Genomic DNA, 24785 nt, shown 5'->3' with positions numbered 1-24785 from the left:
AAGGTACCCCTAGTACGAGAGGAACAGGGTACCGGGGCCTCTAGTTTACCGGTTGTCCGGCCAGGGCAGTGCCGGGCAGCCACGCCTCGAGGGGTAATCGCTGAAAGCATCTAAGCGAGAACCCCTCCCCAAAAAGAGGCGGCCGTGCAGGTGGCCGAAAGGCTGCCTGCGGGAGCCCACTCCTAGAAGAGGAGGTTGATGGGGTGGGGGTGTAAGCCCCGAGGGCGAAAGCCCGAGGGGTTCAGCCCGCCACTCCCAATAGGGCGAGCCCAGCGTAGTCAGTCCTTAGGTGGCTGGGCTTAACTGGTCGTTGGCTAGCCTCTTCTTATTCTTGATTTTTGTCGTGTTGGGTTGTTAGAGATATTATAATAGTGGGTATTAGTAGTGGCTGTCTTGTACATAAGGGGTATTCATTTGGATCATTTTAGTTTTGGGCTATTAGCAGTATTCTTTACTTTTTCTGTTTTCATATTGTTGGCAGGTTTTTCTATCGATTCCTTATTCTATTTCTGAGGAAGCATGGAAATCTCTGCGAAATTCCTAATAGTTGCAAAATTTCTCTCACAACTGAACATGTATTTGCTGTAATTAGCGAAATTTCGTTACTTTAGTCTCCCTCTAGTCTGTCTTTGATGCGCTGAGGTAAATTTAACGGCAATCTGATCATAAATCATGGAAAATTTCAAATAAGCTAAGAAGACTTAAAAATGCTTAACATGAACAAGATTATCCACATAATTAAGGACAGGGTAGCTTTCGCTTAAAAGAGAAGAAAGTAAGGCTTAGAAATCGCCAAAAATAGAATTACACTACCTCTAGAGGGATTATAGCATACTGTATGAGTATATTAACTACGGCGTATATTAGGTAGGTGGAGATTCTACAGAAGAAGACCTTGTAACGAGGCTTGTGTTTATCCCTAGGAAAATCCCTATAAGCAAAACTTTTAAACAGCTCAAGGTGCAGACATTCCAGTGTGTCTAAGTAAAGATCATCACAAATTTCTATATCTAAGAATTTCTTCTATATCTTGTCTGATAATACTGTAACTCTTTCATGTACTCGTTTTTTAAATCATTTCTAAATGCAATTTTGGATAGTTGCACTTTTTATTTATATAGCTAGTAGATAGTATTACGCCATGTGTATTTTTTATTATTAATGATCTCTCAACTTGATCATGGAGGTATTAGAGTGGTGACTGCTAGGGTGGTCAATTGGAGAGGGATTCGGTTGCTCCAATTAACCTGGTTAGATCGGAGGGTGTATGATCCTTTAAGCCCGTGAGAAGAAGCTTCAGTAAATTTTTTATATTCATAATTTTATCTAATAACAGTAATGTCTACTGCTCCTATTCCTATTCCAATACCTGAAGGAGCAGTTGGGGCTATAGCTGGTATTATAGGTGGATTAGTGACTTATGGTTCAATTAGGGACACTGCAACTTGTACTGGAATGCAGATAAAGGAGAAGGGATTCTCTTACGAGTTTTACCCTGCGTTAGCTACGTCACTTAGAGTAACAAAGAGTACCAAGAATATTTTCCAGGTTATTAGGCATGGAATAATAATTAGGACGCAGGAAGGGAACTATTATTACGTAGGCGGTAAATCAAATTATTGGGCTTCAGCTAGGAGTTTTCAAGCCTTTCAAGGAGGAACAATTTTTTACAATAATACTAGAGCATTAGCTACTAAAATAAGGGGTAAAGAGAGTAACATTGTAGTTCTTAGAATGAGGACAAATAGAATAAGTAGTGCATGGTTACAACCTAACCCTCCAGAAGGATGCAAAACTCCAATTGTTGGCTGGTTCTTAGATGGGTTAGAATCTATTGCTGCGGGAGCAATAATGACTAACTATATTCCATACTATACTTCTTTACCTATATCTAGTACTTCTATACCAGGCTCTCTCATTTCCGTATCTGGTGGTCATTATAGTGCAGATGCCCTTGCAGCAGTTCTTCTAAATATATCAAAGATACCTCCTTTTCCTTACATGGTTATAGTTACTGCGAGCAAGCAGGCTTCTTTTGAAGTTCCTCCTGCAGTTCAGCGTGGTTCTGCTTACGTTCTCTTTCCTGCAAGTGTTATGGATGATTTATGCAAGTTTTTCTTGGCTGGTGATTTCGAGAAGTATTGTTCTGAACTTGTTAGTGATACTTCTTATAATGAGGCTTTGATAGGTGCTCCGCTTTTTATGTCTTTTTCTTGTCCCAGTGGTTGTAAGTCTGTTGGTTTAATAGGCTTAGTCTTCGACGGTAATATGTTGAGTGTTGGGGGTTATTCTTTTGGTAACCTTTTGATTGTTGAGCCTCCTCATCCTTATACTGATGCAGGAATGCTTACTTACGCTGATAAATTTGGAGTTAGGGATGTGCTAGATCTGAGTATTAGGGTGTTGAGAGTGCTGAGAGGGCTATTAGTTCTATTGTTTCAGCGTATGGAATAAGTGGGGTTGTTGCGGGTGCTATAGTTAATTATATTGTTTGGACTGACAATGTGGATGAGATGGTTAGTAGTGCTAAGCCTTATGCTGAGAAGGTTAAGAATGTTATTGGGCGTGTTAGGGAGGAATTGATAAGGACGAGGAATTATAGGCTTTTGAGTTACGTTGATGAGTGTGTTGCTCAGCAGAATTTAGAGCTTTTTGAGGAAGATATTTATCAAGAGGCTTTAGATTGCGTGTTCTCTAATATAGAGAACATAAGGAATTAATTTGATTAAAACTAAACTAGTAATTACCTAGATTAGGAATATAGAGGGTAAAATATTGCTAAAAATGCTCAGAAATTAATCCGGTATTACTAACAATTTATTTCTTACGATCAACTCTAAAGATGCTTAGAATTAGTTTTAACGTGAAACCTAAATAAAACGTGAGGATATAATATTAGTATTATTTATTATTTATTATTGAAAATTATCTACAACAGTTTTGACGCTTCTTTATATACTGGGTCTAGGAATTCGTAATCTTTTATTATGCTCATTTTTTCTAGGTTTTGTATTATATTATCTAGCACGCTTGTGGATATTGTTGAACCTTCCTCTTTTTCCATGCATGATAGTAGTTTAGACCAAGAGTTTTCTCCTTTTGCAAGGCATTTTAATGCGTTTCTGTACCTTTTCCCCGTTATGTAAGATACCTTTTTTGTTTTTTCTTCGATTAGGTTTTCTAGTTCTCCTTTTGCAACTTTTACTGCAGTTTTCTTTACTTCTTCGATTTTTCCCATTGTAGCGTATTCGTTGCCTGCAAATGTTAGCCAGCCTGGTATTCCGTCGAAGTAGTCTATAATTTCCTCGATAACTTTATCCTCAACCTTTATTGAAAGTTCTTGGAACCCTCTCTGTAGGAATTCTTTGCTCTTTTCTTTGTTGAATCTGTCCAGAGTTATTTCTAGGTAATATCTTCCGTAAACTGGGGAGTTTTCGTTTTCTACATCTATTAATTCGTGTAATAAACCTACTTCTGAACCCGTAAGGATGAACGTTAAGTTTTTATCATAGTCGTAAGCGTGAGCTATAGCGTCTTTTATTTCTTTGCTTAATGGCCCTCTTAGTCTTTGTGCTTCGTCTATTGCTATAATTAATCTTTTTTTATTTAGTTCGTCGAAGAGGCTTGACAATGATATGTAGTTCTTCCCTCCCCATTTTAATTCAACGTAATTTCCTGCAATGTTTATTCCTTTTACTTTCTCCAGAACGTCTTTCAAATAGGATAATTTTGAGGATAGCGCTTCCGAGAATAGTGAGTATAGTTCTTTTCTACCGTAGTTTTCCTTTAGTTTTCTGCAGTCGATGAGTATGTAATTTTCTTTTAGCTCGTTTAGTGAAACTAGGAGTACTGAGGTTTTGCCTATTCTTCTCACTCCTGAGATGAGCAGTAAGGGTCTTTTTATATTACTTATTATTTCCTCAACTTCTTTTTCTCTATCAAATAGGTCTTCTTTCCTGTCTTTTGGTCTTTCATCAAATAACAACTTCTGCCCCAGAATCATACTTCTGCCCCAGAAGTAAATAAGCCTTTACGAAATAGTCTGTTAGCCTAATTGAGTTCGTTAGATTTAATAGTTTCTTTATCGTTTGTTGAATGATATGAAGGTTGTCAAATATTACGTTAATGTTAAAGTGGAATTGAAAGAAGGTAAAAATGTTGATGCTGAGAAGGTTAAATTAGAAGGTATACTTAAGAGGTTCTCAAAGAAAAAGAAAGGTGAGGATAAGGAGGAGCCTAAGTTAACAGTAACTGACCATACTATTGAACTTTCCGGAATAAGGTTTAGGGAACGCATTGGGTTTAGGAATTTCGTTAATGAGCTTGCTCAGAAGTATGAGGCAAAGTGCACTCCTTTGAATGAAGCTAACGGTAAGCTAACTGTACAGTGTGAGGGTGAGAATGCTAAAATATCTTTTGAGGCTAACGTTGTGAGGTTTAAGAAGCCTAAGAAAGAGGAAGGAGAGAAAAAGGAGGAAGCTAAGACTTAAGGAATTTCTCAGTAATTGAAAGTAAGTAAGGGTAGTTTAAATCTTCCTTAATAGTTTTTATTCTTATTTTTTCCTCATATTCTCTGACTTTTGGAATTTCTGCAACCCTTTTACCTTCTACCATTATAGAATTTTGAGTGAAGTATTTTACGCAATTTAAATAAACTCCTATATCTCCTTTTCCTTTATTTATATTTCTTAAAAGTATAGTTGAAACTCCTTTAGATCTTGCTGAGTTAGCTAACATTACATCAGCGGTTATTAATACTAATTTTTCAGGTAATTCACTTTTTAGTCTTTTACTTTCTTCTAATAGGTTTGTGTCACCAAATCTTCTATCTTCCGAAATTGGAGGTGTATGCAATAATCTGTAACTTTCCATTCCCATGTAAAAGTGGTAAAGTTTCTCGTCTTTTTGTGTGCTAGATGTCTTGTTCTGTAGTTCGTTATATGTAGCTCTTGAGGCTAATAATCTGTAGCCTGGGTATGTCAAAAACTTTAATCTAGGTCCTATTTTTATGTAGGTGTTTGTATCAGCTATGAAGAATGAGCCTTTTTGAGCTTCTTCCTTTATTTCATCCTCTTCTTTGTATCTTAAGAATCCTGATCTTAATAGGCATAATTCTTCGTTCTCATCTTTTGCATCCGAGATTTCAAATTCTTGGATTTCTCTATAGGAGTTTTCTATTGTAACTTTTCCTAGAAGACTGTAAATATTTATTAACGCATCAGTTGCCGTAGTTGATAATTCGTTATCGTTAGGCAGGCCTTTAATAGTTTGTGGAGGGTCAAAGTTAATTTTTTCTCCTGTCCTCATGTTTACGACTTCCATTTCGTTAAATGGAATGTAACCAAAAACGTGGTAACCTTTGCTTTCTTCTTTTATGTAAACGTAGCGTACTTCTTTTGCTTTTGAATAAGCAATTATTGAATATGCCATATATTTTCTTCCTGGAGTTATGTCAGCTATGTCTATATCTACGTTCTTTAGTTTTTCTCTCCAATTTTTTAATCCTTTACCTAATTCGATTTCTTCAATTTCTGAGTTAATTCCAATAACTTTAACTATCTCTTTTAATTTTGTATAGTCCTTCTTTGTCTTTTCCTCGGATAGTATTATAATTTTATCAATTTGCTTTATTCCTGTAAATATTTCTGTGAGTATGGCGTTAGTTGTCGTAACTAACTTATTCGAACCTAGGACTCCTAGTATCATATAAATAGAGTAGTATTATCAGTAAATAATTATCGTTGAAAGACTTTTTATATTTGAAGAAGAGGAGAAGTATTTAATGTGCATAGGTTTACTACTTGATATAATCTTTTTCATTATAGATATAATCATACCTATTTGGAACTCATATAATTCTGGTAAAATATCAGCTTATAGAAAAGGGCTAGGAAAGCTTTTGTATGCATTGGGAGGTTTTTTGCCAATGAGTTATGTACTTAGCTTGATTATAGCTATAGTTTTGGGAATTTTTGGTTATATTTCCGTCTCTACCACAGTTTTCATATTATCGTTCTCTGGACTCGTTTTTGGTCTGGAGATTATTATATGGGGAGTTATTGCAACGTATTTAAGTGCTGTTTCAACAGTAAGAGGCAGAGATTGGAAGGCAGGGTTAATAACTGGCTATAACGCTTTTGCTACAATATTTGATGCCTGGGCTTACATTTCATCTTTCTTTTCTAATCTGAGAGACGCTAGAAAGGCAATAGACTCTAGTGACTTTTCAGTAATTGATGTTATAATAATATTTGCTGTGGCACTCGGAGTTGGTTTCATAATTACTTATGCGGCATATAAGGAAGGATTGAAGTCTGCAAGGACTAGGTATTGGTATTAAGTTCTTCCTCTAGGAGATCTATTCCTATCTTATCTAGGCTTTTTATCCACTCTATGAATTTTCTCACGTTATCTCCTTCAATTACTGCACCGTGTTGTGGCGCTATGATTCTAATATCTAACCCTTGAATTTGTTTTAACCATAATTCTATTGCCTTTTTATTAGCCATGTATTTTTTGTGGAAGTTCTCCATGTATTTCTTGTGTTCGTCGAAGTTATCAACTATTATGTACCATGAACCTTTTGGGAAGACTGCTGCTCCTAAATCTCCAGAGAAGTAAACTTTAGTTATTGGATCATAAAGGTGGAAGTTACCAACTGAATGCAGGAAATGAGCAGGAATTATTTTTAAATTGTCTCCGTTTAGGTTAATTTGCATTCCTTGAATAGGTATTCTTATTACGTTCATTTTTATATCTACTCCCAAATGTGGTAAGAATCTATCCCATAAGTCTGAAATTAGTATTTTTGCATTGGGGCAATAATTTAACCATAAGGTAATTCCGGAAACTATGTCTGGATCTTCGTGGGATAGGAAGATGTATTCAACGTCTTCTGGTTTAATGAACTTTTGCATTACATTATATACTCTCTCAAAAACTAATGGTCCTCCAGGATCCATTAGTATTCCTTTATCTTTTACGGTAAGTAAATATTGGTTTGTTATTATTCCTTTATCCATTTCTGCTTCATCTATCGATAACCAAACGAATTTGTTTCCTTTTTCTTCTGCCAATACGATTGGGTCAATCAAATTAGGTCACCATACTTGGTTTTAATAGATTTGCGTAAACAGAAACGTGAAATAATCCTTTAAGTTTTAACAATTCTTCTTCGGAATAAAATTCTTTGTCAGAAATTTTTACATATATCCCTTTGAGTTCTCCGTTAACAAATAGAAGGCGAAAAGTGTTTTCTTCATTAAACCCTGATATATAAATTATAGGGTATTGCGAGAATTTATGCAATAGGTTTTCAATGAAGGGAGTTATATCTATCTTACCCGTATCTAGCTTATCAGAATATATTAACTTGGAAGTCGAGACTAGCTTTGCTACAAAGGACAAGGAAGCTAGCTTAGATGATAAAGATTCGTTATTTTTCTTTTGTAGGGCTGTCTTCTGTTCAAGGTATTTTATCTTTAAATTTTTCATCATTTTCTCCAAAATCTTGTTCATTTGCTTTTCAAATTTTCCGGAATATGAAAGGGATAAAGAAATGATTTTTCTGTTTTTATTAAACGTTATAAGTAAAGTCGCAAAGGAATCTTCATTTTTGAATTTATGCTCTATATATTCTCCACCTATAAAGCTCGTAATTTCGTATTCTAATATCTTATTTAAGAAAAAGAAGTTCTTTACTCTAAGCTTTACTTTGTTCTCTGAGAAACCTACTAAGTTAGGAATACAATCTATTATATTCTTTTTATCATAAAACCAAAGTTTACTAGAGTCGTCGTCAGTAGTCTCAATCTCCTCAGTTAATTTTATAACCATCTTATTTATAGATCTGCTGTTTTCTATTTAAGCTATTATGAAGTTTGGATATAAATCGTTTAATTTCACTTTCTAAATTTTATACAATATTTAATTATGTTTTTATCATTTTTACAAAAATATTTTAAATTTTAATAAGGAGAGCTAGGGCTGATAGAATTTTATGAAGGAAGTCAATTAGATATCATAAAAACATAAGGTTTTAGTATGTATGGGAAGTCTTGTTAAATAAGCATATCGGTGAAAGCTATTTTACTGACTTCCTCCTGGAAGGATTCCTTTCCAAGGGGTTCATAGTTCCCACCATCAATTCGAGTGACTCAGAGACTACCATTGTAAGAGTGGAGAGACTTTCATCTATAAATACTGGGGAGGAGCGTCATTAACGTCATTAAAAACTTTCTTGGACTATCCATCCCCTTCTCGCCTCCTAACTCCCATTTTTGTAAATTTTCGCAATACCCTTATATGTTAACTTGTCAGAAGTTATTGTACCTACTTTTGTACCTAACCAGAATATGTAAAAATTATCCCCTAAGTAAGTAAACGCATAAATCATTGCAATTAAGGAATTAGGCTAATAAATTAGTATTTCTCCTTATTGCTACTGTTGGCATAGGATTTTTAATAAACATTATGTAGTCGTATATATGGTTAGGGAGCTTTCTTTCTTAGTATTGTTTATGTTAATATTTGTCTCGTCCTCAATTGTTAGTATTGAAGTTGGGAATGCTCCATCTTTTATTTTATGTAATTCTGGTTATATATATGTTACGAATTATAATTCTAGTACCGTAAGCATTATAAATCCTAGCAATAATGAAGTTATTTCTACTATTGCTGTGGGTTCTCAACCAATAAGTATGGTTAGTGCAGGTAACAAGATTTATGTAGCTTTAGCAGGCTGTGATAAGATAGTAGTATTAGAAAATAACAAGATTATAAGGTCTATTAATTTGACGTCTTCCCCTTGTTATATGGCTTATGATCCTAAAGATCAAGAACTTTTCGTTATAGAACCAGAGATTAATTCTCTTGGGATAATAAAGAACTGCAGTTTAATAAAAACTATAAATCTTGGTTATCAACCTGACGCTATTGCTTTTGATCCTAAAAATTGTCTTCTTTACATAGGCGGAGGATATAACGGCGTAGTTTACGTATATAATACAGAAGGAAAGTTAAATACTACTTATTATATAGGTGGCCGAGTAGTTTACGTTAATTACTGTAATGGGAACATTTTTGTAACGAGTTGGATTAATAATGAGCTTACTATAATAAACTCCTCTGGCGTATTTCATTTTAGTGCTGGCTTGGGTCCTTATGATGCAATTTATGATCCTTCAGACGGCTATATTTACGTATCAGATGTAGCTACGGGGTCGATTCTAGTACTTTCACTCAGCGGTAGTGTTATTCATAATATATCAGTTGGAGGTAGGCCTTCAATTTTAATGTATAAGAATGGTAACATCTACGTTGTTAATTCGCTTTCAAATAATGTTATTATAATCCCTCAAGTACCTCCTCCGCCACCGCCTTATTGCCTTTACTATTTGATAGCAGGTGGTATAGGTATTCTAGTTATAGTAGGCTATTTTGTGATTAAAAAGGAAATCAGATGACTATTTTTTATTTATTACGAATATAATTGATGATACTATTAGTGCAGAGCCTAAAACTTCAAAAAGATTAGGTATTTGGTTAAAGGTAAATATTGCTATTATTGATGCAACTACGGGTTCTAATAAGCCTATAGTTTCTATGTATTGAGGTTTAACCTTATTTGATGCATAAATAACGCTCGTATGTCCTATTAACGTTGGTATAAAGATTAAGCCAAGTAAAGATAAGATCGATGTTAAATCTATCTTCCCTATACCTTGGTATATTACAAACGGTAAAGAGAAAATTGAGGAAGATATGTAAATGCTTGAGGTTAAAACAAGGGGATTTTCCTCGTTTCTGCTTAATAATGTTGTATAAAGTGAGATTAAGAATGCTGATATTAGTGACATTATATTTCCGTATAGATAGCCCAACTGTAAGGGATAATTCATTATTAATATTCCTGAAAAACCTATAGCAGTTATAACGAGGTCAATTCTTTCTGCCTTAAATTTGCTTAAGGGCGATAGGAGTATGGCAAAAAACGGTGAAGTTGAAACTAATACTGTCGTATCAATGATTGTTGTATTATAGACTCCTAATATGAAGGTTATCATGTGAAGGGATAATAATAACCCGAATGGAGAATATTTTATTATTTTTTTAAGGTCTATCCTCCCTAAGGATAAAATTAATCCTGCTACAAGAAATCTGAAAAAAGCAATAGCCCCAGGCGTTAAGTCTGAAAATTTTATAAATATTGCTGCTGTTCCAAAGGATATTCCTCCTATTATTAAGATTACGTAACTTTTATTCACGATTGCTTATTTCTTAGGTTTCTTAATTTAATTTATGGATGCTAAGGATAAGGTAATGTCGTCTGAGATAAAGAGTAAAATAGTCTTAGTAATAAAAAGGGAAGGAGGTAAGTTATCTTTTAAAGATATCAAGGATCTTGTAGGAGTATCTACAGATACTTTAAAATTACAGTTGGCTGACTTAGTAGCGGACGGAGTAATTAAAAAATGTAAGGGTAAATACGCGTTAACTGATATTGGAGAAGAAATAGGCGAATTATTGTTGAAAAGGAACTATTAAGTGGTCTTTCCTTAAGCCAAGTAAATTTTCAGCTAGCCTATTTAGAGTAGGTTCTACCAGCTCCTCATATTCCTCATAAAATAATTTTCCATTAAAAGGAACTAGGACTGCTCTAAGCTTGTAAACCTTTTTTATTATTTCGGCTTGCTCGCAAGGAAATGGCGAAACCTTATTAACTATGAGAAAATCATCATCCTTAATATAATTTAAGCTTAATTCTAAACTTTGAGGGTCTGTAACGAATAATTTCCATTCTATATTACTGTTTTTTATTGTGAGATTAACATTATCTAATATTATAATTTCTGGATTATTATACTTAACTATTTCTTCTATAGAGTAAAGTGATACTTTTTTCCTTTCCTTCTTTCTAAAATAGTAAAAAAGATATTTAGATATCGTAGATTTTCCTGAACCACCTTTAATTCCATGAACTTTGATAATCATAACACTCAACCGGATATCCTGAGGATCTTATTTTTAATTTTAATAAAATATTATATATATCCCTCCTATTTAAAGGAAGGAAAACAGAGCCTAAAGGCCTACAAAATAGGAGTTTCTTACTAGCAATTGCCTTGCCTTTTTTAAAGGTTGCCTTAAAAACTACTAAGTCAGTTAACCATTTATTTGGTCTAACAAGGTATTCTTCGTCACCATCCAGCTTTCCAATTATTCTACCTTCAATATAATCCCCATTTGACTTCTTGAATATTACTACAACTTTTTTATTAACCATGTATCCCAGAATTCCGGTTCTTTCATCACTTACTGGAAAATCCTTTCCTAGAACGAAATTACCTGGCAAAAAATCTACTCCAGAAACTTTCCAAGTTAATCCTTTTCCTTTGGATCTCGTAATAGGGAACTCAAGTTTTTTATGCCTAATTAGTTTAGGTTCATATGACGGGGGAAAATTATTGACAGACGTTTTTACTTGATGCTCTCTTAAGAATCCTGCAATTTCTAGTGTTTCAAATATAAAATTATCATCAGCAATCAAGTTTATCTTCTTTAACCCATGAAAATACTTTATAATTGATAATGAGTCACTATCTATAAGTACACTATCTCCATCTTTTAATTTATATCCTTCTAATAATTTTTTAGTATCAATAAGCTCCACATTTAATCCTTTTGATTGCGCTTAAATAAGCCTTTTTTTAAAAAATTTAGTATGAATGAAGATAAAAAATGAAGTTATTTTCTATAATTTGGACCTATAATTTGTCCATGATATATTTCTTCATTAGGTGAAATCAATGCGCCGAGCTTTCTTTCTCTTCCCCTAACTGGATTTGCCGGATAACTCACTGTTATTACTGATGCTCCTATTTTTGCTCCTCTTCCTACTATTGTGTAAGTTAAGTAACTTTTAGATCCAATTTCAGCTCTCGGTTCTACTAACGAATGTGTAACCTCGCAATATGCTCCTATTTTTGCTTCACTTTCAATGGAAGAATAATCTCTTATTAGAGAGTAATTTCCTATGTACGCGTTTTTTCCTATGTACGCAGGACCTTTAATTACTGCGTAATCGTCGATAATGGCGTTGTCTTCTATTATTACCTTTTTTCCTATTACTGCGGTCTTTGAAATTTCAGCTTTATCTGAAATAATTGAATTATTTAAATCGGAAAGAAGGACCTCTATTGCGTTAATAAGATCTTCTGGGTAACCGATATCTATCCATTTGCCAGACCATATGAAGTATCTTGAGAAAGGAGAGATCTTTTTGAAATATTCTAAAATATCTGTGAAATCTCCCTTAGGTATTATGTAAGCTCCTGCAAGTGCTAGTGTCGAGCCTTCATTAACTATTTCAATTCTATTATCGACTATTCTAGCTAAGCCGTAAGTTTGCATGCCCTCTGAGACTGGGACTAAAGAGAAGACTGCCTTCGAGTTTCCAGTTATGTAGGAATTCATTAGATTCATGTAAAATTCCGGTTCAGCAATAATATCTCCGAAAGCTAATAGGAATTCGTCATCTGGAATTTTATCCATGCCATCAAGTACTGCTCCAGTTATTCCAGACCTTTTTTGCCTAACCGTCTCGAATGGAATATCAATGTTTATTGCCTCCTGAATCTGTTTTTCATGTTCGTTTGTAACTATAACTACTTCATCTATTCCTGCTTTTTTTAAACCGTATAATACATGAGAAATTATAGCTTTGCCTAAGATTGTTATAGCCTCCTTTTGTTCTTTTTCAGTATAAGGTCTTAATCCTTCTCCTTTTCCCGCGGCTAAAACTATTGCTTTCATCCTACAGTCACCGTCTTAGCTAAGTTTCTAGGCTTATCTGGATCATTTCCTCTCTTGACTGCAGAATAATAAGCTATTAGTTGTATTATTGGAGTGACCGCAAATGGTGATAATCTTTCATCATCTACTGTGAGCAAGATTTCCTTGTCGGTGTTTAATCTCTCATTAACGCTAATGGCGTAAGTCTTAGCTTTTCTTGCTTTCATTTCTTGAACGTTATTTTGTAGTTCTCCTACTAGCTCGCCAAGGTTTATAAAAACTACTGGAAAATCTTTTTCAACTAGAGCTATAGGCCCGTGCTTACTTTCTCCTGCGGCGTAAGCCTCAGCGTGCAAATAAGTTATTTCCTTTATTTTTAATGCACCTTCCATGGCGAAAGGCAAAGAAAGCCCCCTTCCTAGGTAATAGGCGTTGGACTTTGCAGAAAGTTCTTCTCCTATTAATTTAGCCTCTCCTTCAAAGTCTAAGCTTCTTCTTATGACGTCTTTTGCCTTATTTAAGTAAGTGTAATCTTCACCTTTCATTAAGGAATAAAGAAATTGAAGGGCTGCTATTTGCGAAGTAAAGGTTTTTGTTGCTGCAACTCCAATTTCTGGCCCCGCTCTAGTGTAAAGTTTTACGTCGCTTTGTCTAGCTATTGCGCTATCTATTACGTTAGTTAATGAAATTATTCTGGATCCGTTAGCCTTGAATTCTTTTAGTGCCATCATCACGTCATAGGTCTCTCCGCTTTGGCTTATTGCTAATATGGCGTCTTCTTGGTTTGTTTTTATATTGTAATATTCTGATGCTATTACTGGAATTATATTAAATCCTTCCCTTTGCAGAAGTAAAGAGAAATATAATCCTGCATGGTAGCTAGTTCCAGCAGCAATTACTATTATTCTTTTAGACTCTTCTAAGATTTTTATTGCGTTCTTAACGTCTTCAATGTCAGAAACTAGTCCTGAGATTGTGTCATCAACAGCTCTCGGACTTTCGTGAATTTCCTTAAGCATATAATGAGCATAACCTTCTTTTGACGCTGCTGAAGCGTCCCAGGTTATTATTTTTATCCTATCCAAAACATTAACTTTCTTACCTTCATTCTCTATATATATATCATCTGGAGTTATGTAACCTACGTCTCCATCTATTAAGATAAGCACTTTATTAGTATAAGGCAAAAAGCTTGGTATATCGCTTGATATGAAATTCATTTTATCTCCTAAACCAATAATTAAAGGATTGTCCTTTTTAGCGAAATATATTTTATTTTCTCCTTTAATAATTGCTAAAACTGCGTAACTGCCCTGAATAGAATTTATAGCGGATTTGAAAGCTGAAAATGTGTCCATCCCTCTCTTTTTAAATTCTTCAACTAAATGTGGAATAACTTCTGTGTCAGTTTCGCTTTTGAATTTATGACCTAATGATTCTAAGTCTTCTCTAAGTTCTCTAAAATTTTTTATTGTACCGTTATGAACTACTGCTATTGAGTTAGTACAGTCAGTATGGGGATGAGCATTAATATCATTAGGCTCTCCATGTGTAGCCCATCTAGTATGACCTAGAAATACCCTCCCTGTCATTGATAAAATATTCAATCTTTTTACTACTTCGTCAATCCTTCCTTTAGCTTTCCTTACTTCTAATTCATTACCTTCCATTGATGCTACTCCTACGCTATCGTAGCCTCTATACTCTAATCTTTCTAAGCATTGAACAGTTATTGTAGCAAGTTTCTTCTCGTCATTTTTTGAGATTACTCCAATTATTCCGCACACTAGTAAAGTCTTAATTTACTGGTTTATTTCCTTTATCGTTACACCTTCTTGGCTAATTCTTGCGTCAACTATTTTTGCGCCAATAGTCGATAGTAAAATTCTTGCCCTTTCGTCTTCTAAGCATACTGTTGAACCTCCTCCCCCGCCACCACTTATTTTGCATCCTTTTAAGCCTAGAATTTTTGCAGTTGAAACCAGATTATCTATTGGGGGCAATGTAACGCCTAGCGACATTAATAGTCCGTGATTAACATACATAAGTTCTCCTATTTCTTCTTCGTCTTCCTTCTCTATTGCAATTTTAGCCTTATTGACTGTTTTTCCTATGGAAGAAATTAAGTCGTTAAATAAATCAGGGTTCTTTTCCTTCAAACTTTTAACTCTTTTTAAAATCTCTGCTGTAGTTGCGATTCTTCTAATGTATCCGGCTGTTATTCTTATTTCTCCTCTTATTTTTTCATATCCTCCGCCCTTAGGGAAGTATATCAAGCCACCTAGAGAAGTAGTATAAGTATCCATTCTACTACCTAAACCTTGCACTGTAAGCTCTATTTTATGAGAGATTTTTGCTATTTCCTCTCTGGTTAGTTCATAACCTAAATATCTAGAATATCCTCCCACTATGCCTACTATTACTGCAGCGCTAGTTCCTAAGCCTACAGAAGGGTCTACTGGAGATTCTATTTCTATTAACGCATTTTTCCTAGTGCCATACTCTTTTTCAAAGAAATTAATTGTTGACAGAGCATAAGAGAGAACTCTTGAAGTTTCCTCGCTTTCTAACTTCATTTCTTCCAAGTCAACTTTTATTCCCTTAATTGATAAAGAATTCGATTTTAATACCATTTTATGATATGGCACTATTTTTATTTTCATCTTCTCGTTAATTGCCATAGCTATTGCTGGTTCCCCATAAACTACAGCATGTTCTCCAAATAGTGTTAACTTTAGGGGTACTTCAACTTCAATCAAAGATTTTCACCGGAGTATTTTGTTTTAGCATGAGAGGATCTTCATCCTTTATTAATGCGTATAATTCATCTATAGTCAAGCTTTTCTGCTCGTCTTTTTTCCTTATCCTAACTGTAAGAGTAGAAGTTTTAATTTCTCTTTCTCCAACAATTGCCACATAAGGTATCCAATCTATCCCTGACCTTCTAATTTTATTACCTAACCCGTCGTCTTTGTTATCTATTTCAACTCTTACTCCTTTAGACAAAAGCTGGTTAGCAAACTCTTCAGTCTTTTCAAGGAAATCTTTTTTCACTGGCAACAACCTTACGTGAATTGGAGAAATCCATAAGGGCAAATATGGTGTGCTCATTGATTTTGCTTGAAGAAGAATGTAATAAATTAAATTTCCTACCCAGATAGTAGTTTTACCGTCTTTTGAGTCCCAAATTTTTAACGAGTTTTTTGAGTCCTTAAATTCTTTAGGGAAATCAAGCTGTTTCTCACCAAAATAAATAACTTCAATTTTTGGATCCTCATTGATGCACGGCAAAATTCTGCCAGAAGGTTTTAAATATCTAATTATCATTGTTCCTTCCTTTTCTTTTAATTCATCATTAGATATTATGATACTGCTTGGCGAAAGCACCTTCTTTAAATATTCTAGCGTTGCAATCTTCATGAAAGTAGCCTTAGGTGAAGAAGGGAAACCAAACTTGCTACAAATTTCTAGTTCTTCAGACTTGGAAAACTCTTCAGATTTTGTTATCCTTCTAGATAGTTCACTTAGTGGATGTCCGTAACAGCTTATGCTGAAAGCTTTATACCAACCGAAAGGAGCTCTATAGGTTTCTATTCCACTATCTTTTAATTCCTTTTCAATTTCTTTAAGAGAAGATATTGCTACATCTGGTGAGGATAAGTTATTTGATAGGTGAGCGTAAGGATAAATAATTACGCATGAGGCTTTGACTTTGGAAAAAACATCTTTAATATTATCTACGGCTTTTCTTATAATTTCCTCATCGTCGCCTTTTTCTACAGTCGTAAAAACTACTAACGCATTCTCTTTTTTGAGAGAAGGCAAATAATCTTCTTCTGCTTTCTCTACAGCTTTTTCTTTAACTTCGTATGAAAAATTTGACGCATGGATGAATAATTGAATCATAGTTGTATTTCTTGTCCGTTTTCTGGGACTATAACTTCTACTCCTAATTCTTGCTTAACATGATCAGCAAAGTATTGGGCACTATCTGCAGAGGAATGAACTACTACTACTTTCTCAAGGCTCTTTGATGCCTTAAGTATTTGCATTAATTGATCTCTGCCTGCATGACTGGAAAAGTCGAATAGTTGTAACCTAGCTTTTAATAATGGAGATTCTTCATCGAATTTCCCTAATTCAAGGAGTTTTCTGCCCGGAGTATTGTCTGCTTGATAGCTCACTAGGAATACTGCGTTCTTAGGATTATCCGCAATTTTCTTGAAATAGTAAACTGCTGGACCGCCTTTTAGCATACCAGCACTGGCAACTATTACTCCGTTACTTTTGTAAGCTTTCTTCCTATCTTGCAAGCCGTTGACGTAATGGAATTCATTATATGCTTTTTTTAGTGCCTCATAATTATTAATATACTCTGGATTGTTAATCATTATTTCCATTATTGTCTTAACCATACCGTCATAATATACAGGATATGGAATATTTCTTTCAGCCAATAAAGATAAAATCTCCTGACTCCTTGATAAGCTAAATGCTGGGACAAGTACTGTTCCCCCTTCTTCTAGAACTTCCATAATTGCGTTATAGAACTCGTCTTCAACACTTTTTCTTTGTGGATGGTTGAATTTACCATAAGTTGCTTCTGTGACTATAACTCTTGAATCTCTCATTATATCGAGGTCTGCGGGTTTCATTAACTTAGTATTAGTTATATTTATGTCTCCAGTATAAGTTACGTCTCCTTTGTCAGTTTTTATTACAGTTATTGCACTGCCCGGTATGTGCCCTGCGCTGGAGGTTTTTATCCTAAAAGAACCAATTTCAAACTCTTCGTTGTACTTTATTGTGTTGAAATTGTCAAGTGTTTTCTTTACTTCTACCCATTCATAAGGAACTTTTGGTCCAGAAATCTTTAAGAAGTCCTTTAAGATTAATTCTCCAATTTCTTTCGTTATTGATGTTCCGTAAATTGGTTTACTTCCAGAAATTTGATAGATAGGCAAAGCACCTACGTGATCTAAGTGTGCGTGAGATACTATGAACGCTTTAACTTTTGAAGGCATTTCTTGCAAAGGAAAGTTAGGCGTGTCGTCTGGATTAAAGTTTACTCCATAGTCTAAAACTATACTTCCGTCTGGTCCGGCAACTTCTATAGCAGCTCTGCCTACTTCTTGTCCTCCACCTAATATTTTCAGATGATAACTCATTTGGTAAACATTGTTAACCGCAAATAATAAGTTTGTCCTATATAATATTAAATTATGAAAGTTCCAAAAGATCTTAAAGCTCTTCAAAGGATGGGGATTAAAGCAGAGAAGATAGACGCGTTGAGGGTTACAATAGAAACTCCAGACGAAATAATAACAATAGAATCCCCAATGGTAATGAGAACTAGTTTTGCTGGACAAGAAGCAATAGTAGTCTCTGGAGGAGAGACAAAAGTTGAAAAGAAAGGTGCACAGCAGAAAGTAGAAATTAAGGATGAAGATGTTAAATTTATCATGGAACAAACTGGAAAACCAGAAAATGAGGTAAGGGAAGCTTTAGTTAAAGCCAATGGAGATATAGCAAAAGCTATAATGATTTTGAATGGACAAGAGTCCTAAGGGATTTAATTAATTCCCCCTCATTTCTCTTAGTAGAGATTATAATGTTTATTCCTTCCTTATCTGCAAGATCTATAGAAAGCGGATCCATTTTTAAAGGCCTATGAAGTACTATCACGTCGGGCTTAACTGGAGAAATTTTTAACGCTATTATTGGCGATCTTCCACTGGTTACTTTAGTGAAGACTATTACTCTATTAAAAACTAAGGATAAAAATTGGTAAAACTCCATCCCGCTTAATGTGGTAATTGCAGCTAAACTATCTACTACAACGTAACCGTAAATCTTCTTAAGATTAATTGTAGAATTCAAAGGAATTCCGTCAACTGCTATTGTTAATTCATCAAAACATATTGGAGTTTCGAAATCTCTCATATCTATTATAAATGGAAAATTTAAAGTAAATGACTTACTTAATTCTGAGATTACTTTGAATCCTCTTCTTTCGTCTATCTCTATTAAACCTTGCACAAACTTCTTTACAAATGCACTTCCAGGCTGTCTTCTACCTCTTTCGTAATCTGCAATAACCGTTTGTGAGATTCCAAGGACTCTTGCAAGTTCAGACTGAGAAATTCCAAACATCTCCCTCCATTTTTTCATTGATAAACCTATGTTAGAACTCCATACTATATCGCCTGCAATCCTCTTTGCTATTAACTCTATTACGTAATCACTAGCCATCAAAAATATTAAGAATAAAAGTAAATAATAAAGCGTAGGGCCCGTAGTCTAGCCAGGGCTAGGATGCGACGTTCGGGTCGTCGTGATCCCGGGTTCAAATCCCGGCGGGCCCATAGAAAAAGTTTTAAAATATTTTAAGAGAAGATACAGAATGGGCCGGTAGCTCAGCCTGGAAGAGTGCTCGGTTGGCATCCGAGAGGTCCCGGGTTCAAATCCCGGCCGGTCCACTGTGGGGGATACCTCCATACCCCCTACTGCTAAGATAGTATTCGACTATCTTATCTAAGGGGTCAATGTAACGCTCTCTTACGTTATCTTCTTTTTCCTTCTCTATAGAGTAAAAATTAGTGCTTCTTCCTTCTCTAACGGATATTCAGGCTGGGAAAACTCTATAACTCATATAATGTCCTTTGCTTGTCATTTTAAGCACGGGGCTTTTACCATGGTAAAATTGAATTCGGTATCAAATATTCTTAAATTATATAAAAATTGAATTTTGCTCAATTTCTATACGACTTATATTACTCTGAACGCGAATATTTCTCTTTTACCAGTTTTCATGCCTTTCTTAACTTTTACTATCGCTATATTGTCTTTGATACTCACTTCACCTCTTATTCTTGCGGACAGAATTTTTCCAGGGAAGACGTAAACTGCTTCGAATGGGTATTCAGTAACTTCATTTTCGTATATATCTTCATACAGATTATATCCTAACTTTAATCTCGCCTTGAAGGTAATGTAAAAATCTATCATAGGGTAATTGACGCTTAACAAGTTTATTTCTACCTTGCTCACTTTCTCGTTTACTCTCCTTCTGTTAATCCTCAGGGTTTCTTGATTGAGATAATACTGCATATTTTCTTTCAATTTTTCTTTTTCCTCCTCGAGTTTCTCCTTGTCTAGTGAGGCATAATATCCTTCCTTATCATAATAATAAAAAGTTGATATAAACAGTCCTTTACCGTTTCTGGCTATAGTAAAATATCCCTTGGCGTAAATTGGAATGACTTTTTCGCTCACAAGTATTAATAAACTTTCTTCCTCATCTCTTTTCATGAGACAAGTTTGCATGCGTTGTGGCAAAGAAAGGGAAGGCTTAGAATTGCGTTGCAAAAGATGCGGAGGACCATTTAAAGTTGAAATTGAAGATTTGCCTTTCTCTAAAAACTTAAGAGATAATTTTCCTTACATAAAGTCTTGGATTTCTTTAGGAGAATGGAATACGCCTATGATAAAAAATGGCGATATGTATTTTAAGTTGGATTTTCTTAATCCTACGGGTTCTTACAAGGATAGAGGTTCTGTAACTTTAATTTCGTATTTAGCAGAGAACGGAATAAAGGCGATATCGGAGGATTCTTCTGGTAACGCTGGAGCTTCTATTGCTGCCTATGGTTCTGCCGCCGGAATGCTTGTTAAAATATTTGTTCCATCAACCGCTAGAGGGAATAAATTAAAGCAAATAGAAAGCTATGGTGCAGAAGTAGTAAAAGTTGAAGGAAGCAGGGAAGAAGTAGCAAAGGCTGCTGAAAATTCTCCCTACTATTATGCTTCACATGTTCTTCAGCCTCAGTTTAGAGACGGTATAAGATCTTTAGCTTATGAAATTGTAAGGGATCTAGGTTGGAGGGCCCCAGATAATGTATTTTTGCCTACATCTGCAGGTACTTTATTACTTGGAGTTTTAGAAGGGTTTAGGCATATGTTTAATCAAGGTATAATAGCAAAAATTCCTAATATAATAGCAGTTCAAACTGAGCAAGTGATGCCTCTTTGCTCTAAAGTCAAGGGAATAAAATATACCCCACCAGAAAAAGTAACGTCTATTGCTGACGCACTAGTTTCTACCAATCCTTTCCTTTTACCTGAGATGACAGAGGTTATAAGAAATTATGGCGATTGCATAGTAGTTAATGACGAAGAAATTTTAGACTCTTGGAAGGAGTTAGCAAGGAAAGGTTTGCTTGTAGAATATAGTTCTGCAACAGTTTACTCTGCATATAAGAAAAGTAAGCCAGAAGGCATCAGTGTTTTAGTGCTAACCGGTAATGGCTTGAAAGTTCTATAAAAATGTATATACAGATCTTTTATTCTTTAAATAGGATAAAACACGAATTATACTAGTAAGAGAATATAATGAAATCTTTTTATATTTTTTCCTTCTTTTAGCATGTGAGAAAAGCAAAGTGTTAAATAAATAGAATATACTATTAAAAAGTATTTATGCAGATTATTAGAATTGCTTTTATTCAGTTTATACTTTCTTTTGTCTGATAGAGAATGGACACGAAATACCTAAAAATAATTAGTTTAGGTATTTTTGTAATTCCATTCATATTAATGATAATAACATCTGCCTCAACTACTAATGTTACTCAAGAAATACAATCGTTAAATCAGTCTATAGCAGCATTAGCAAATAGAACTTCTGACTATCCACCAGCGTCTGTTCCATCTTGGCTAAGCTTAGGTAGTAACGCTTGGATGCTAACAGCGGCAACTTTTGTAGGTTTGCAAAGTGTGCCAGGCGTTGCATTGTATTATGCAGGATTGTCTAAGAAAAAATATGCTGTAAATAGTGCACTAATGGTATTTTACGCATTTTCTATAGTTTTAGTAGTATGGATGATAGCAGGTTATAATTTTGGCTTTGGAAAGCCTACATTAGTTATAAATGGTTATGGAATATTGGGAACTCCATTGCCTGCATGGCCAGGAACCTATGAAGCTTCTCAAACAGTTTATGGCCCATCTAATAGTATGCTCAATATTCCTACGTCTACCTACATATTCTTCCAATTTGTCTTTGCAGCAATAACTCCAGTACTTCTTGCAGGCGGTGTTTTAGAAAGAATGAACTTTAAAGCCTGGATGGTCTTTGTACCATTTTGGTCTTTATTAGTATATAGCCCAGTAGCATATTGGCTATTTGCTGGAGGATGGTTAAATCAATTAGGAGCAGTAGACTTCAGCGGAGGTTATGTCATACACGTTGATGCTGGAGTAGGAGCATTGGCTGCAGCTTTAGCTGTAGGACCTAGATTAGCTTCTGAGAGAAAACTAGAAGCTCATAGTCTACCTCTAATATTAGCAGGGGCCGGCTTAATTTGGCTTGGTTGGGATGGATTTAACGGAGGTGACCCTGGAGGAGCTACTATTGATGCTGCAATAGCTGTATTAAATACTAACATTGCTACTGCAGTAAGTGCCGTTACTTGGATGCTAATGGATATGGCTTTCTTTAAGAAGCCTACATTAGTGGGAGCTACTAGCGGTGCAATAACTGGTTTAGTTGCAATTACGCCAGCCGCAGGTTACGTTAATGGGCTATATTCCATAATTATAGGTATAGCCTCTGGCTCTATACCGTGGTTGGCTCTATATAAGCTAGAACCTAAGCTAAAAGTTGATGACACCCTAGGCGTATTTTCTACCCACGGTATTGCCGGTATTGTAGGCGGTCTGCTAACAGGAGTATTTGCCGATCCCAACGTTACGGTATATGTGGATCCTACTCTTCGTGGAGCATTATATGGTAACTGGTATCAATTAGGCATACAAGCTTTTGCTGCTGCAGTAGTGTTCGTTTATGATTTCGCAATTACATTTGGTTTATTGAAGTTAATAGGACTATTCATTCCATTAAGAGCTCCGCCAGAAACGCTACAGATTGGAGATTACGCAATGCACGGTGAGGTAGCATACTCTGACCTATTAGCAACATTGCCAGCTGAACAAAAGCCTGCGGTAGAGAAGGTAGAAGAGGAGCCAGGCAAAAAGAAAGAAGAAGGAAAGTGAAATAGATTTTTATTATTAATTCTTAGCTAATATTGTTTTCTTCCTCATCTTTTTCTTTAAATATCAGAGAATTTAAAGTTCATCACTTTTCAAGCCGCCCATCGTTCATCATTATATGGACCGGCCGGGATTTGAACCCGGGACCTCCCGCTTGCGAGGCGGGCACTCTTCCAGCTGAGCTACCGGCCCAAGTACTTTATTTACTTCTCTCTTTATTTACTTTTCTTCTTCTAATTAGCCTAAGATTTCTGCTTGTTAATAAAAATCTTCCAGAAGCTATTATGCCTATTGCTCCGCTCATAGCTAATAGGTCTATATCTGTCACACTCCCTGTAAGGATCCCTATTATTATTTCTCTTAGAACGAAAGATAACGTAGCATCCATTACGTATACTACGCTCCTTCCTTTTCCGTGGAAGAAGTCTACTACACTTAGGTAAACCTCTAGGAATACAATTATCAGTAGAGAATTTTCTAAGATTATTGAGGCAACATCTATTAGGCTTATTTGAAATGACTCTATCGTTTGTGTTACTGTATATAATAGTACTATTATCAAGCCTATAATTAATAGTATTTGTACAGTTATGGATGTTATCTTAATAACTAATTTACTTAAGTTTTCGGAACTCAAGGTTTTGATTATTCTCTTTTTATTGGCATTGTCATGCAATGTATTCCACCAAAGCCGCCTGTGAGCTCTGAAACGTCAATCTCCTCGAAATCTATTCCTTCATCTTTTATATCTTTTCTATTAGGGAAGAAATCGTTATTTACAACATGCCTATTGTAGTCCTCTTTTACTTCATTTAACAAATTATTATATCCCTTTCTTTCTAGATATTCTATAATGTTTATCATATTATTAGCTACTTTAGGGGATAATATTCTACCATTTTCTATAGTGAGGAAATTTGTTGCGTAAGATAATTGTTCTGCTAGGCTTATTTCAAGAATTCTGTATCCTTTCTTTTTGAAGAATTCTAAAAGATTTGTTCTTTCTTTCAGCGAAATTCCGTTTTCTTTTCTTTCATATATGTGAGCTAAAGTTTTGCTTAAAATTGTAGAGTTACTAATAATTACTCCCTCCTTAGGTGAATTTAAATACATATCTAGGTGCATTGTAAGCATGTAGTCTTCTGTTTCCTCAATTTCTGGATTATATGCAATTACGATCTCATTAAAGTTTGTAAAATCTATTGCCTGCATTATCCCTGAAATGCTAGTTCTATCACCAGTTCCGAAAATCGCGAAATCCTTAAAAGGCATGTAATCTCCTCCTTCTAAGAATGCCGGTTCACTTATTTCCTTTAGTGGCTTTTCAGAAAGGGCGTGAAATACTAATTTTATTATTTCAGTTTCTCTCATTCTTATCCTTTTGCTCATTCTTCCTATTACTACTCCTTTATCTGTAATTATAGCTTGATCTCTAGTAAAATATAGATTAGCTAGCGGCTCCTCGTTAAGGATTCTAGTTACTGCCTCGCTAGTTCCTAATGCCTCATGAGAAAGTACTGTTGGATTAAGTAAAATGATATTAAATAAAGTATTAGAATCAAGTTTTTCCAGGTCTTTTTTAACTCTAGATAGGTTTTCTTCTGCTTTTCCATCTCCTTCATATTTTATGTAATTCAAAGCAATTTTCTCTAGTAGCTTCCTAAATTCCTTGTCACTTGTTGCTTTCTCGTTAATTAATTCTTTTATTTTTAATACCTCTATGCCCATTTCTTTTAATTTATTAACCATTTGCTTGTGTTGATTTATTGCTTTCTCTATGTTAAACCTCCTCATGTAGAGGAATGCATCTGGATCTAGGATTCCGTAAAACATTTCTATTCCAGGCTCGTGGACAAGTACTGTCCTAAGTTTTGACCATTCTGAAGTAATCCTAAGCATTATAGATAATCTATGTTCATAATAATATAAAAGCGAAAATACTC

27 protein-coding genes, 3 tRNA genes and 1 rRNA gene (1 of these 31 only partly in view) are annotated in these 24785 nt (G+C 34.9%); 12 read left to right on the top strand and 19 right to left on the bottom strand.

The window, feature by feature from the left end; all coding sequences use genetic code 11:
* The 3 genes from D1867_RS00965 to D1867_RS00955 form a co-directional block, all read left to right on the top strand.
* Nucleotides 1–277: ribosomal RNA gene (locus D1867_RS00965) — 23S ribosomal RNA — on the top strand; it begins 2762 nt to the left of the window's first position.
* Between the two features lie 1061 nt (nucleotides 278–1338).
* Nucleotides 1339–2454 carry a hypothetical protein gene (locus tag D1867_RS00960; protein WP_155862422.1) on the top strand — a complete coding sequence of 372 codons (1116 nt, stop codon included), beginning with the start codon at nucleotides 1339–1341 and terminating at the stop codon, nucleotides 2452–2454.
* 50 nt (nucleotides 2455–2504) lie between these two features.
* Nucleotides 2505–2720 (top strand): hypothetical protein, encoded by a 216-nt coding sequence (locus D1867_RS00955; protein ID WP_162309143.1) that lies wholly within the window; start codon nucleotides 2505–2507, stop codon nucleotides 2718–2720.
* Between the two features lie 209 nt (nucleotides 2721–2929).
* Here the strand turns inward: D1867_RS00955 and D1867_RS00950 are convergent, their stop codons facing one another.
* Nucleotides 2930–4003, bottom strand: coding sequence for an AAA family ATPase (locus D1867_RS00950; protein ID WP_240872148.1), 1074 nt, complete (start codon nucleotides 4001–4003; stop codon nucleotides 2930–2932).
* Nucleotides 4004–4100: 97 nt separating this feature from the next.
* Here D1867_RS00950 and D1867_RS00945 point away from each other — a divergent pair, with 97 nt between their 5' ends.
* A complete protein-coding gene (locus D1867_RS00945; protein WP_155862420.1) occupies nucleotides 4101–4490 on the top strand; it encodes a hypothetical protein in 390 nt (129 codons plus the stop codon).
* Here D1867_RS00945 and D1867_RS00940 read toward each other — a convergent pair.
* Nucleotides 4480–5706: a PIN domain-containing protein gene (locus D1867_RS00940; protein ID WP_155862419.1), complete on the bottom strand. Its 1227-nt coding sequence runs from the start codon at nucleotides 5704–5706 to the stop codon at nucleotides 4480–4482. The genes D1867_RS00945 and D1867_RS00940 overlap by 11 nt on opposite strands.
* A 76-nt stretch (nucleotides 5707–5782) precedes the next feature.
* Between D1867_RS00940 and D1867_RS00935 the strand changes: the two genes are divergently transcribed.
* A complete protein-coding gene (locus D1867_RS00935; protein WP_155862418.1) occupies nucleotides 5783–6340 on the top strand; it encodes a hypothetical protein in 558 nt (185 codons plus the stop codon).
* Here D1867_RS00935 and D1867_RS00930 read toward each other — a convergent pair.
* The 3 genes from D1867_RS00930 to D1867_RS12585 form a co-directional block, all read right to left on the bottom strand.
* Nucleotides 6324–7094 carry an oxygen-binding di-iron domain-containing protein gene (locus tag D1867_RS00930; protein WP_155862417.1) on the bottom strand — a complete coding sequence of 257 codons (771 nt, stop codon included), beginning with the start codon at nucleotides 7092–7094 and terminating at the stop codon, nucleotides 6324–6326. The genes D1867_RS00935 and D1867_RS00930 overlap by 17 nt on opposite strands.
* Before the next feature lies 1 nt (nucleotide 7095).
* Complete coding sequence (locus D1867_RS00925) at nucleotides 7096–7836, bottom strand: hypothetical protein (protein ID WP_155862416.1); 741 nt, start codon at nucleotides 7834–7836, stop codon at nucleotides 7096–7098.
* A 430-nt stretch (nucleotides 7837–8266) separates the two neighbouring features.
* Nucleotides 8267–8395 (bottom strand): hypothetical protein, encoded by a 129-nt coding sequence (locus D1867_RS12585; RefSeq protein WP_276608425.1) that lies wholly within the window; start codon nucleotides 8393–8395, stop codon nucleotides 8267–8269.
* Between the two features lie 91 nt (nucleotides 8396–8486).
* Here D1867_RS12585 and D1867_RS00920 point away from each other — a divergent pair, with 91 nt between their 5' ends.
* Entirely contained in the window at nucleotides 8487–9464 is a 978-nt protein-coding gene (locus D1867_RS00920; RefSeq protein WP_155862415.1) for a YncE family protein, read from the top strand.
* On the opposite strand, the gene D1867_RS12670 is transcribed toward D1867_RS00920, so the two are convergent.
* The gene (locus D1867_RS12670; protein WP_338077916.1) at nucleotides 9465–10265 is read right to left on the bottom strand and encodes a DMT family transporter; all 801 of its coding nucleotides are present in this window, start codon (nucleotides 10263–10265) and stop codon (nucleotides 9465–9467) included.
* Between the two features lie 34 nt (nucleotides 10266–10299).
* On the opposite strand from D1867_RS12670, the gene D1867_RS00910 reads away from it, so the two are divergent.
* Complete coding sequence (locus tag D1867_RS00910; protein WP_155862414.1) at nucleotides 10300–10545, top strand: hypothetical protein; 246 nt, start codon at nucleotides 10300–10302, stop codon at nucleotides 10543–10545.
* Here the strand turns inward: D1867_RS00910 and D1867_RS00905 are convergent.
* From D1867_RS00905 to D1867_RS00875, 7 genes are all read right to left on the bottom strand, one after another.
* Nucleotides 10522–10992: a hypothetical protein gene (locus D1867_RS00905; RefSeq protein ID WP_155862413.1), complete on the bottom strand. Its 471-nt coding sequence runs from the start codon at nucleotides 10990–10992 to the stop codon at nucleotides 10522–10524. The two genes, D1867_RS00910 and D1867_RS00905, sit on opposite strands and share 24 nt — an antisense overlap.
* Nucleotides 10967–11671, bottom strand: a complete 705-nt coding sequence (locus D1867_RS00900) for a hypothetical protein (RefSeq protein WP_155862412.1) — start codon at nucleotides 11669–11671, stop codon at nucleotides 10967–10969. Before D1867_RS00900 ends, D1867_RS00905 begins: the two co-directional genes overlap by 26 nt.
* A gap of 74 nt (nucleotides 11672–11745) precedes the next feature.
* Complete coding sequence (locus D1867_RS00895) at nucleotides 11746–12813, bottom strand: nucleotidyltransferase family protein (protein ID WP_155862411.1); 1068 nt, start codon at nucleotides 12811–12813, stop codon at nucleotides 11746–11748.
* Entirely contained in the window at nucleotides 12810–14579 is a 1770-nt protein-coding gene (gene glmS / locus D1867_RS00890; protein ID WP_338077915.1) for a glutamine--fructose-6-phosphate transaminase (isomerizing), read from the bottom strand. Before glmS ends, D1867_RS00895 begins: the two co-directional genes overlap by 4 nt.
* A gap of 15 nt (nucleotides 14580–14594) precedes the next feature.
* Nucleotides 14595–15551: a mevalonate kinase gene (gene mvk, locus D1867_RS00885; RefSeq protein ID WP_155862410.1), complete on the bottom strand. Its 957-nt coding sequence runs from the start codon at nucleotides 15549–15551 to the stop codon at nucleotides 14595–14597.
* Nucleotides 15544–16698, bottom strand: coding sequence for a threonyl-tRNA synthetase editing domain-containing protein (locus tag D1867_RS00880; protein ID WP_155862409.1), 1155 nt, complete (start codon nucleotides 16696–16698; stop codon nucleotides 15544–15546). The genes mvk and D1867_RS00880 overlap by 8 nt, the downstream gene beginning before the upstream one ends.
* A complete protein-coding gene (locus tag D1867_RS00875) occupies nucleotides 16695–17960 on the bottom strand; it encodes an MBL fold metallo-hydrolase (protein WP_155862408.1) in 1266 nt (421 codons plus the stop codon). The genes D1867_RS00880 and D1867_RS00875 overlap by 4 nt, the downstream gene beginning before the upstream one ends.
* Nucleotides 17961–18014: 54 nt before the next feature.
* Here D1867_RS00875 and D1867_RS00870 point away from each other — a divergent pair, with 54 nt between their 5' ends.
* Nucleotides 18015–18359 carry a nascent polypeptide-associated complex protein gene (locus D1867_RS00870; RefSeq protein WP_155862407.1) on the top strand — a complete coding sequence of 115 codons (345 nt, stop codon included), beginning with the start codon at nucleotides 18015–18017 and terminating at the stop codon, nucleotides 18357–18359.
* On the opposite strand, the gene D1867_RS00865 is transcribed toward D1867_RS00870, so the two are convergent.
* The gene (locus D1867_RS00865) at nucleotides 18328–19044 is read right to left on the bottom strand and encodes a helix-turn-helix domain-containing protein (RefSeq protein WP_155864357.1); all 717 of its coding nucleotides are present in this window, start codon (nucleotides 19042–19044) and stop codon (nucleotides 18328–18330) included. The genes D1867_RS00870 and D1867_RS00865 overlap by 32 nt on opposite strands.
* Before the next feature lie 37 nt (nucleotides 19045–19081).
* Between D1867_RS00865 and D1867_RS00860 the strand changes: the two genes are divergently transcribed.
* Nucleotides 19082–19157, top strand: a tRNA-Pro gene (locus tag D1867_RS00860).
* Between the two features lie 40 nt (nucleotides 19158–19197).
* Nucleotides 19198–19271 (top strand) — tRNA-Ala (locus tag D1867_RS00855).
* On the opposite strand, the gene D1867_RS12345 is transcribed toward D1867_RS00855, so the two are convergent.
* Entirely contained in the window at nucleotides 19253–19339 is an 87-nt protein-coding gene (locus D1867_RS12345; protein ID WP_338078071.1) for a hypothetical protein, read from the bottom strand. The two genes, D1867_RS00855 and D1867_RS12345, sit on opposite strands and share 19 nt — an antisense overlap.
* A 221-nt stretch (nucleotides 19340–19560) precedes the next feature.
* Nucleotides 19561–20067, bottom strand: a complete 507-nt coding sequence (locus D1867_RS00845) for a hypothetical protein (protein ID WP_338077913.1) — start codon at nucleotides 20065–20067, stop codon at nucleotides 19561–19563.
* Nucleotides 20068–20101: 34 nt separating this feature from the next.
* On the opposite strand from D1867_RS00845, the gene D1867_RS00840 reads away from it, so the two are divergent.
* Nucleotides 20102–21115 carry a pyridoxal-phosphate dependent enzyme gene (locus D1867_RS00840; protein ID WP_155862405.1) on the top strand — a complete coding sequence of 338 codons (1014 nt, stop codon included), beginning with the start codon at nucleotides 20102–20104 and terminating at the stop codon, nucleotides 21113–21115.
* Nucleotides 21116–21387: 272 nt separating this feature from the next.
* Nucleotides 21388–22845 carry an ammonium transporter gene (locus D1867_RS00835; protein ID WP_420809284.1) on the top strand — a complete coding sequence of 486 codons (1458 nt, stop codon included), beginning with the start codon at nucleotides 21388–21390 and terminating at the stop codon, nucleotides 22843–22845.
* Between the two features lie 116 nt (nucleotides 22846–22961).
* Here the strand turns inward: D1867_RS00835 and D1867_RS00830 are convergent.
* The 3 genes from D1867_RS00830 to D1867_RS00820 all read right to left on the bottom strand — a co-directional run bounded on the left by D1867_RS00830 (nucleotide 22962) and on the right by D1867_RS00820 (nucleotide 24741).
* Nucleotides 22962–23034 (bottom strand) — tRNA-Ala (locus D1867_RS00830).
* A 7-nt stretch (nucleotides 23035–23041) separates the two neighbouring features.
* Nucleotides 23042–23479: a phosphate-starvation-inducible PsiE family protein gene (locus tag D1867_RS00825; protein ID WP_155862403.1), complete on the bottom strand. Its 438-nt coding sequence runs from the start codon at nucleotides 23477–23479 to the stop codon at nucleotides 23042–23044.
* A gap of 8 nt (nucleotides 23480–23487) precedes the next feature.
* A complete protein-coding gene (locus tag D1867_RS00820) occupies nucleotides 23488–24741 on the bottom strand; it encodes an arginine deiminase family protein (RefSeq protein ID WP_155862402.1) in 1254 nt (417 codons plus the stop codon).
* Between the last annotated feature and the right edge of the window lie 44 nt (nucleotides 24742–24785).

The organism is Acidianus infernus, assembly GCF_009729545.1.
GTDB lineage: Archaea > Thermoproteota > Thermoprotei_A > Sulfolobales > Sulfolobaceae > Acidianus > Acidianus infernus.
Note: the sequence above shows the minus strand (reverse complement) of the source record. Positions and strands in the feature narration are given on the sequence as shown.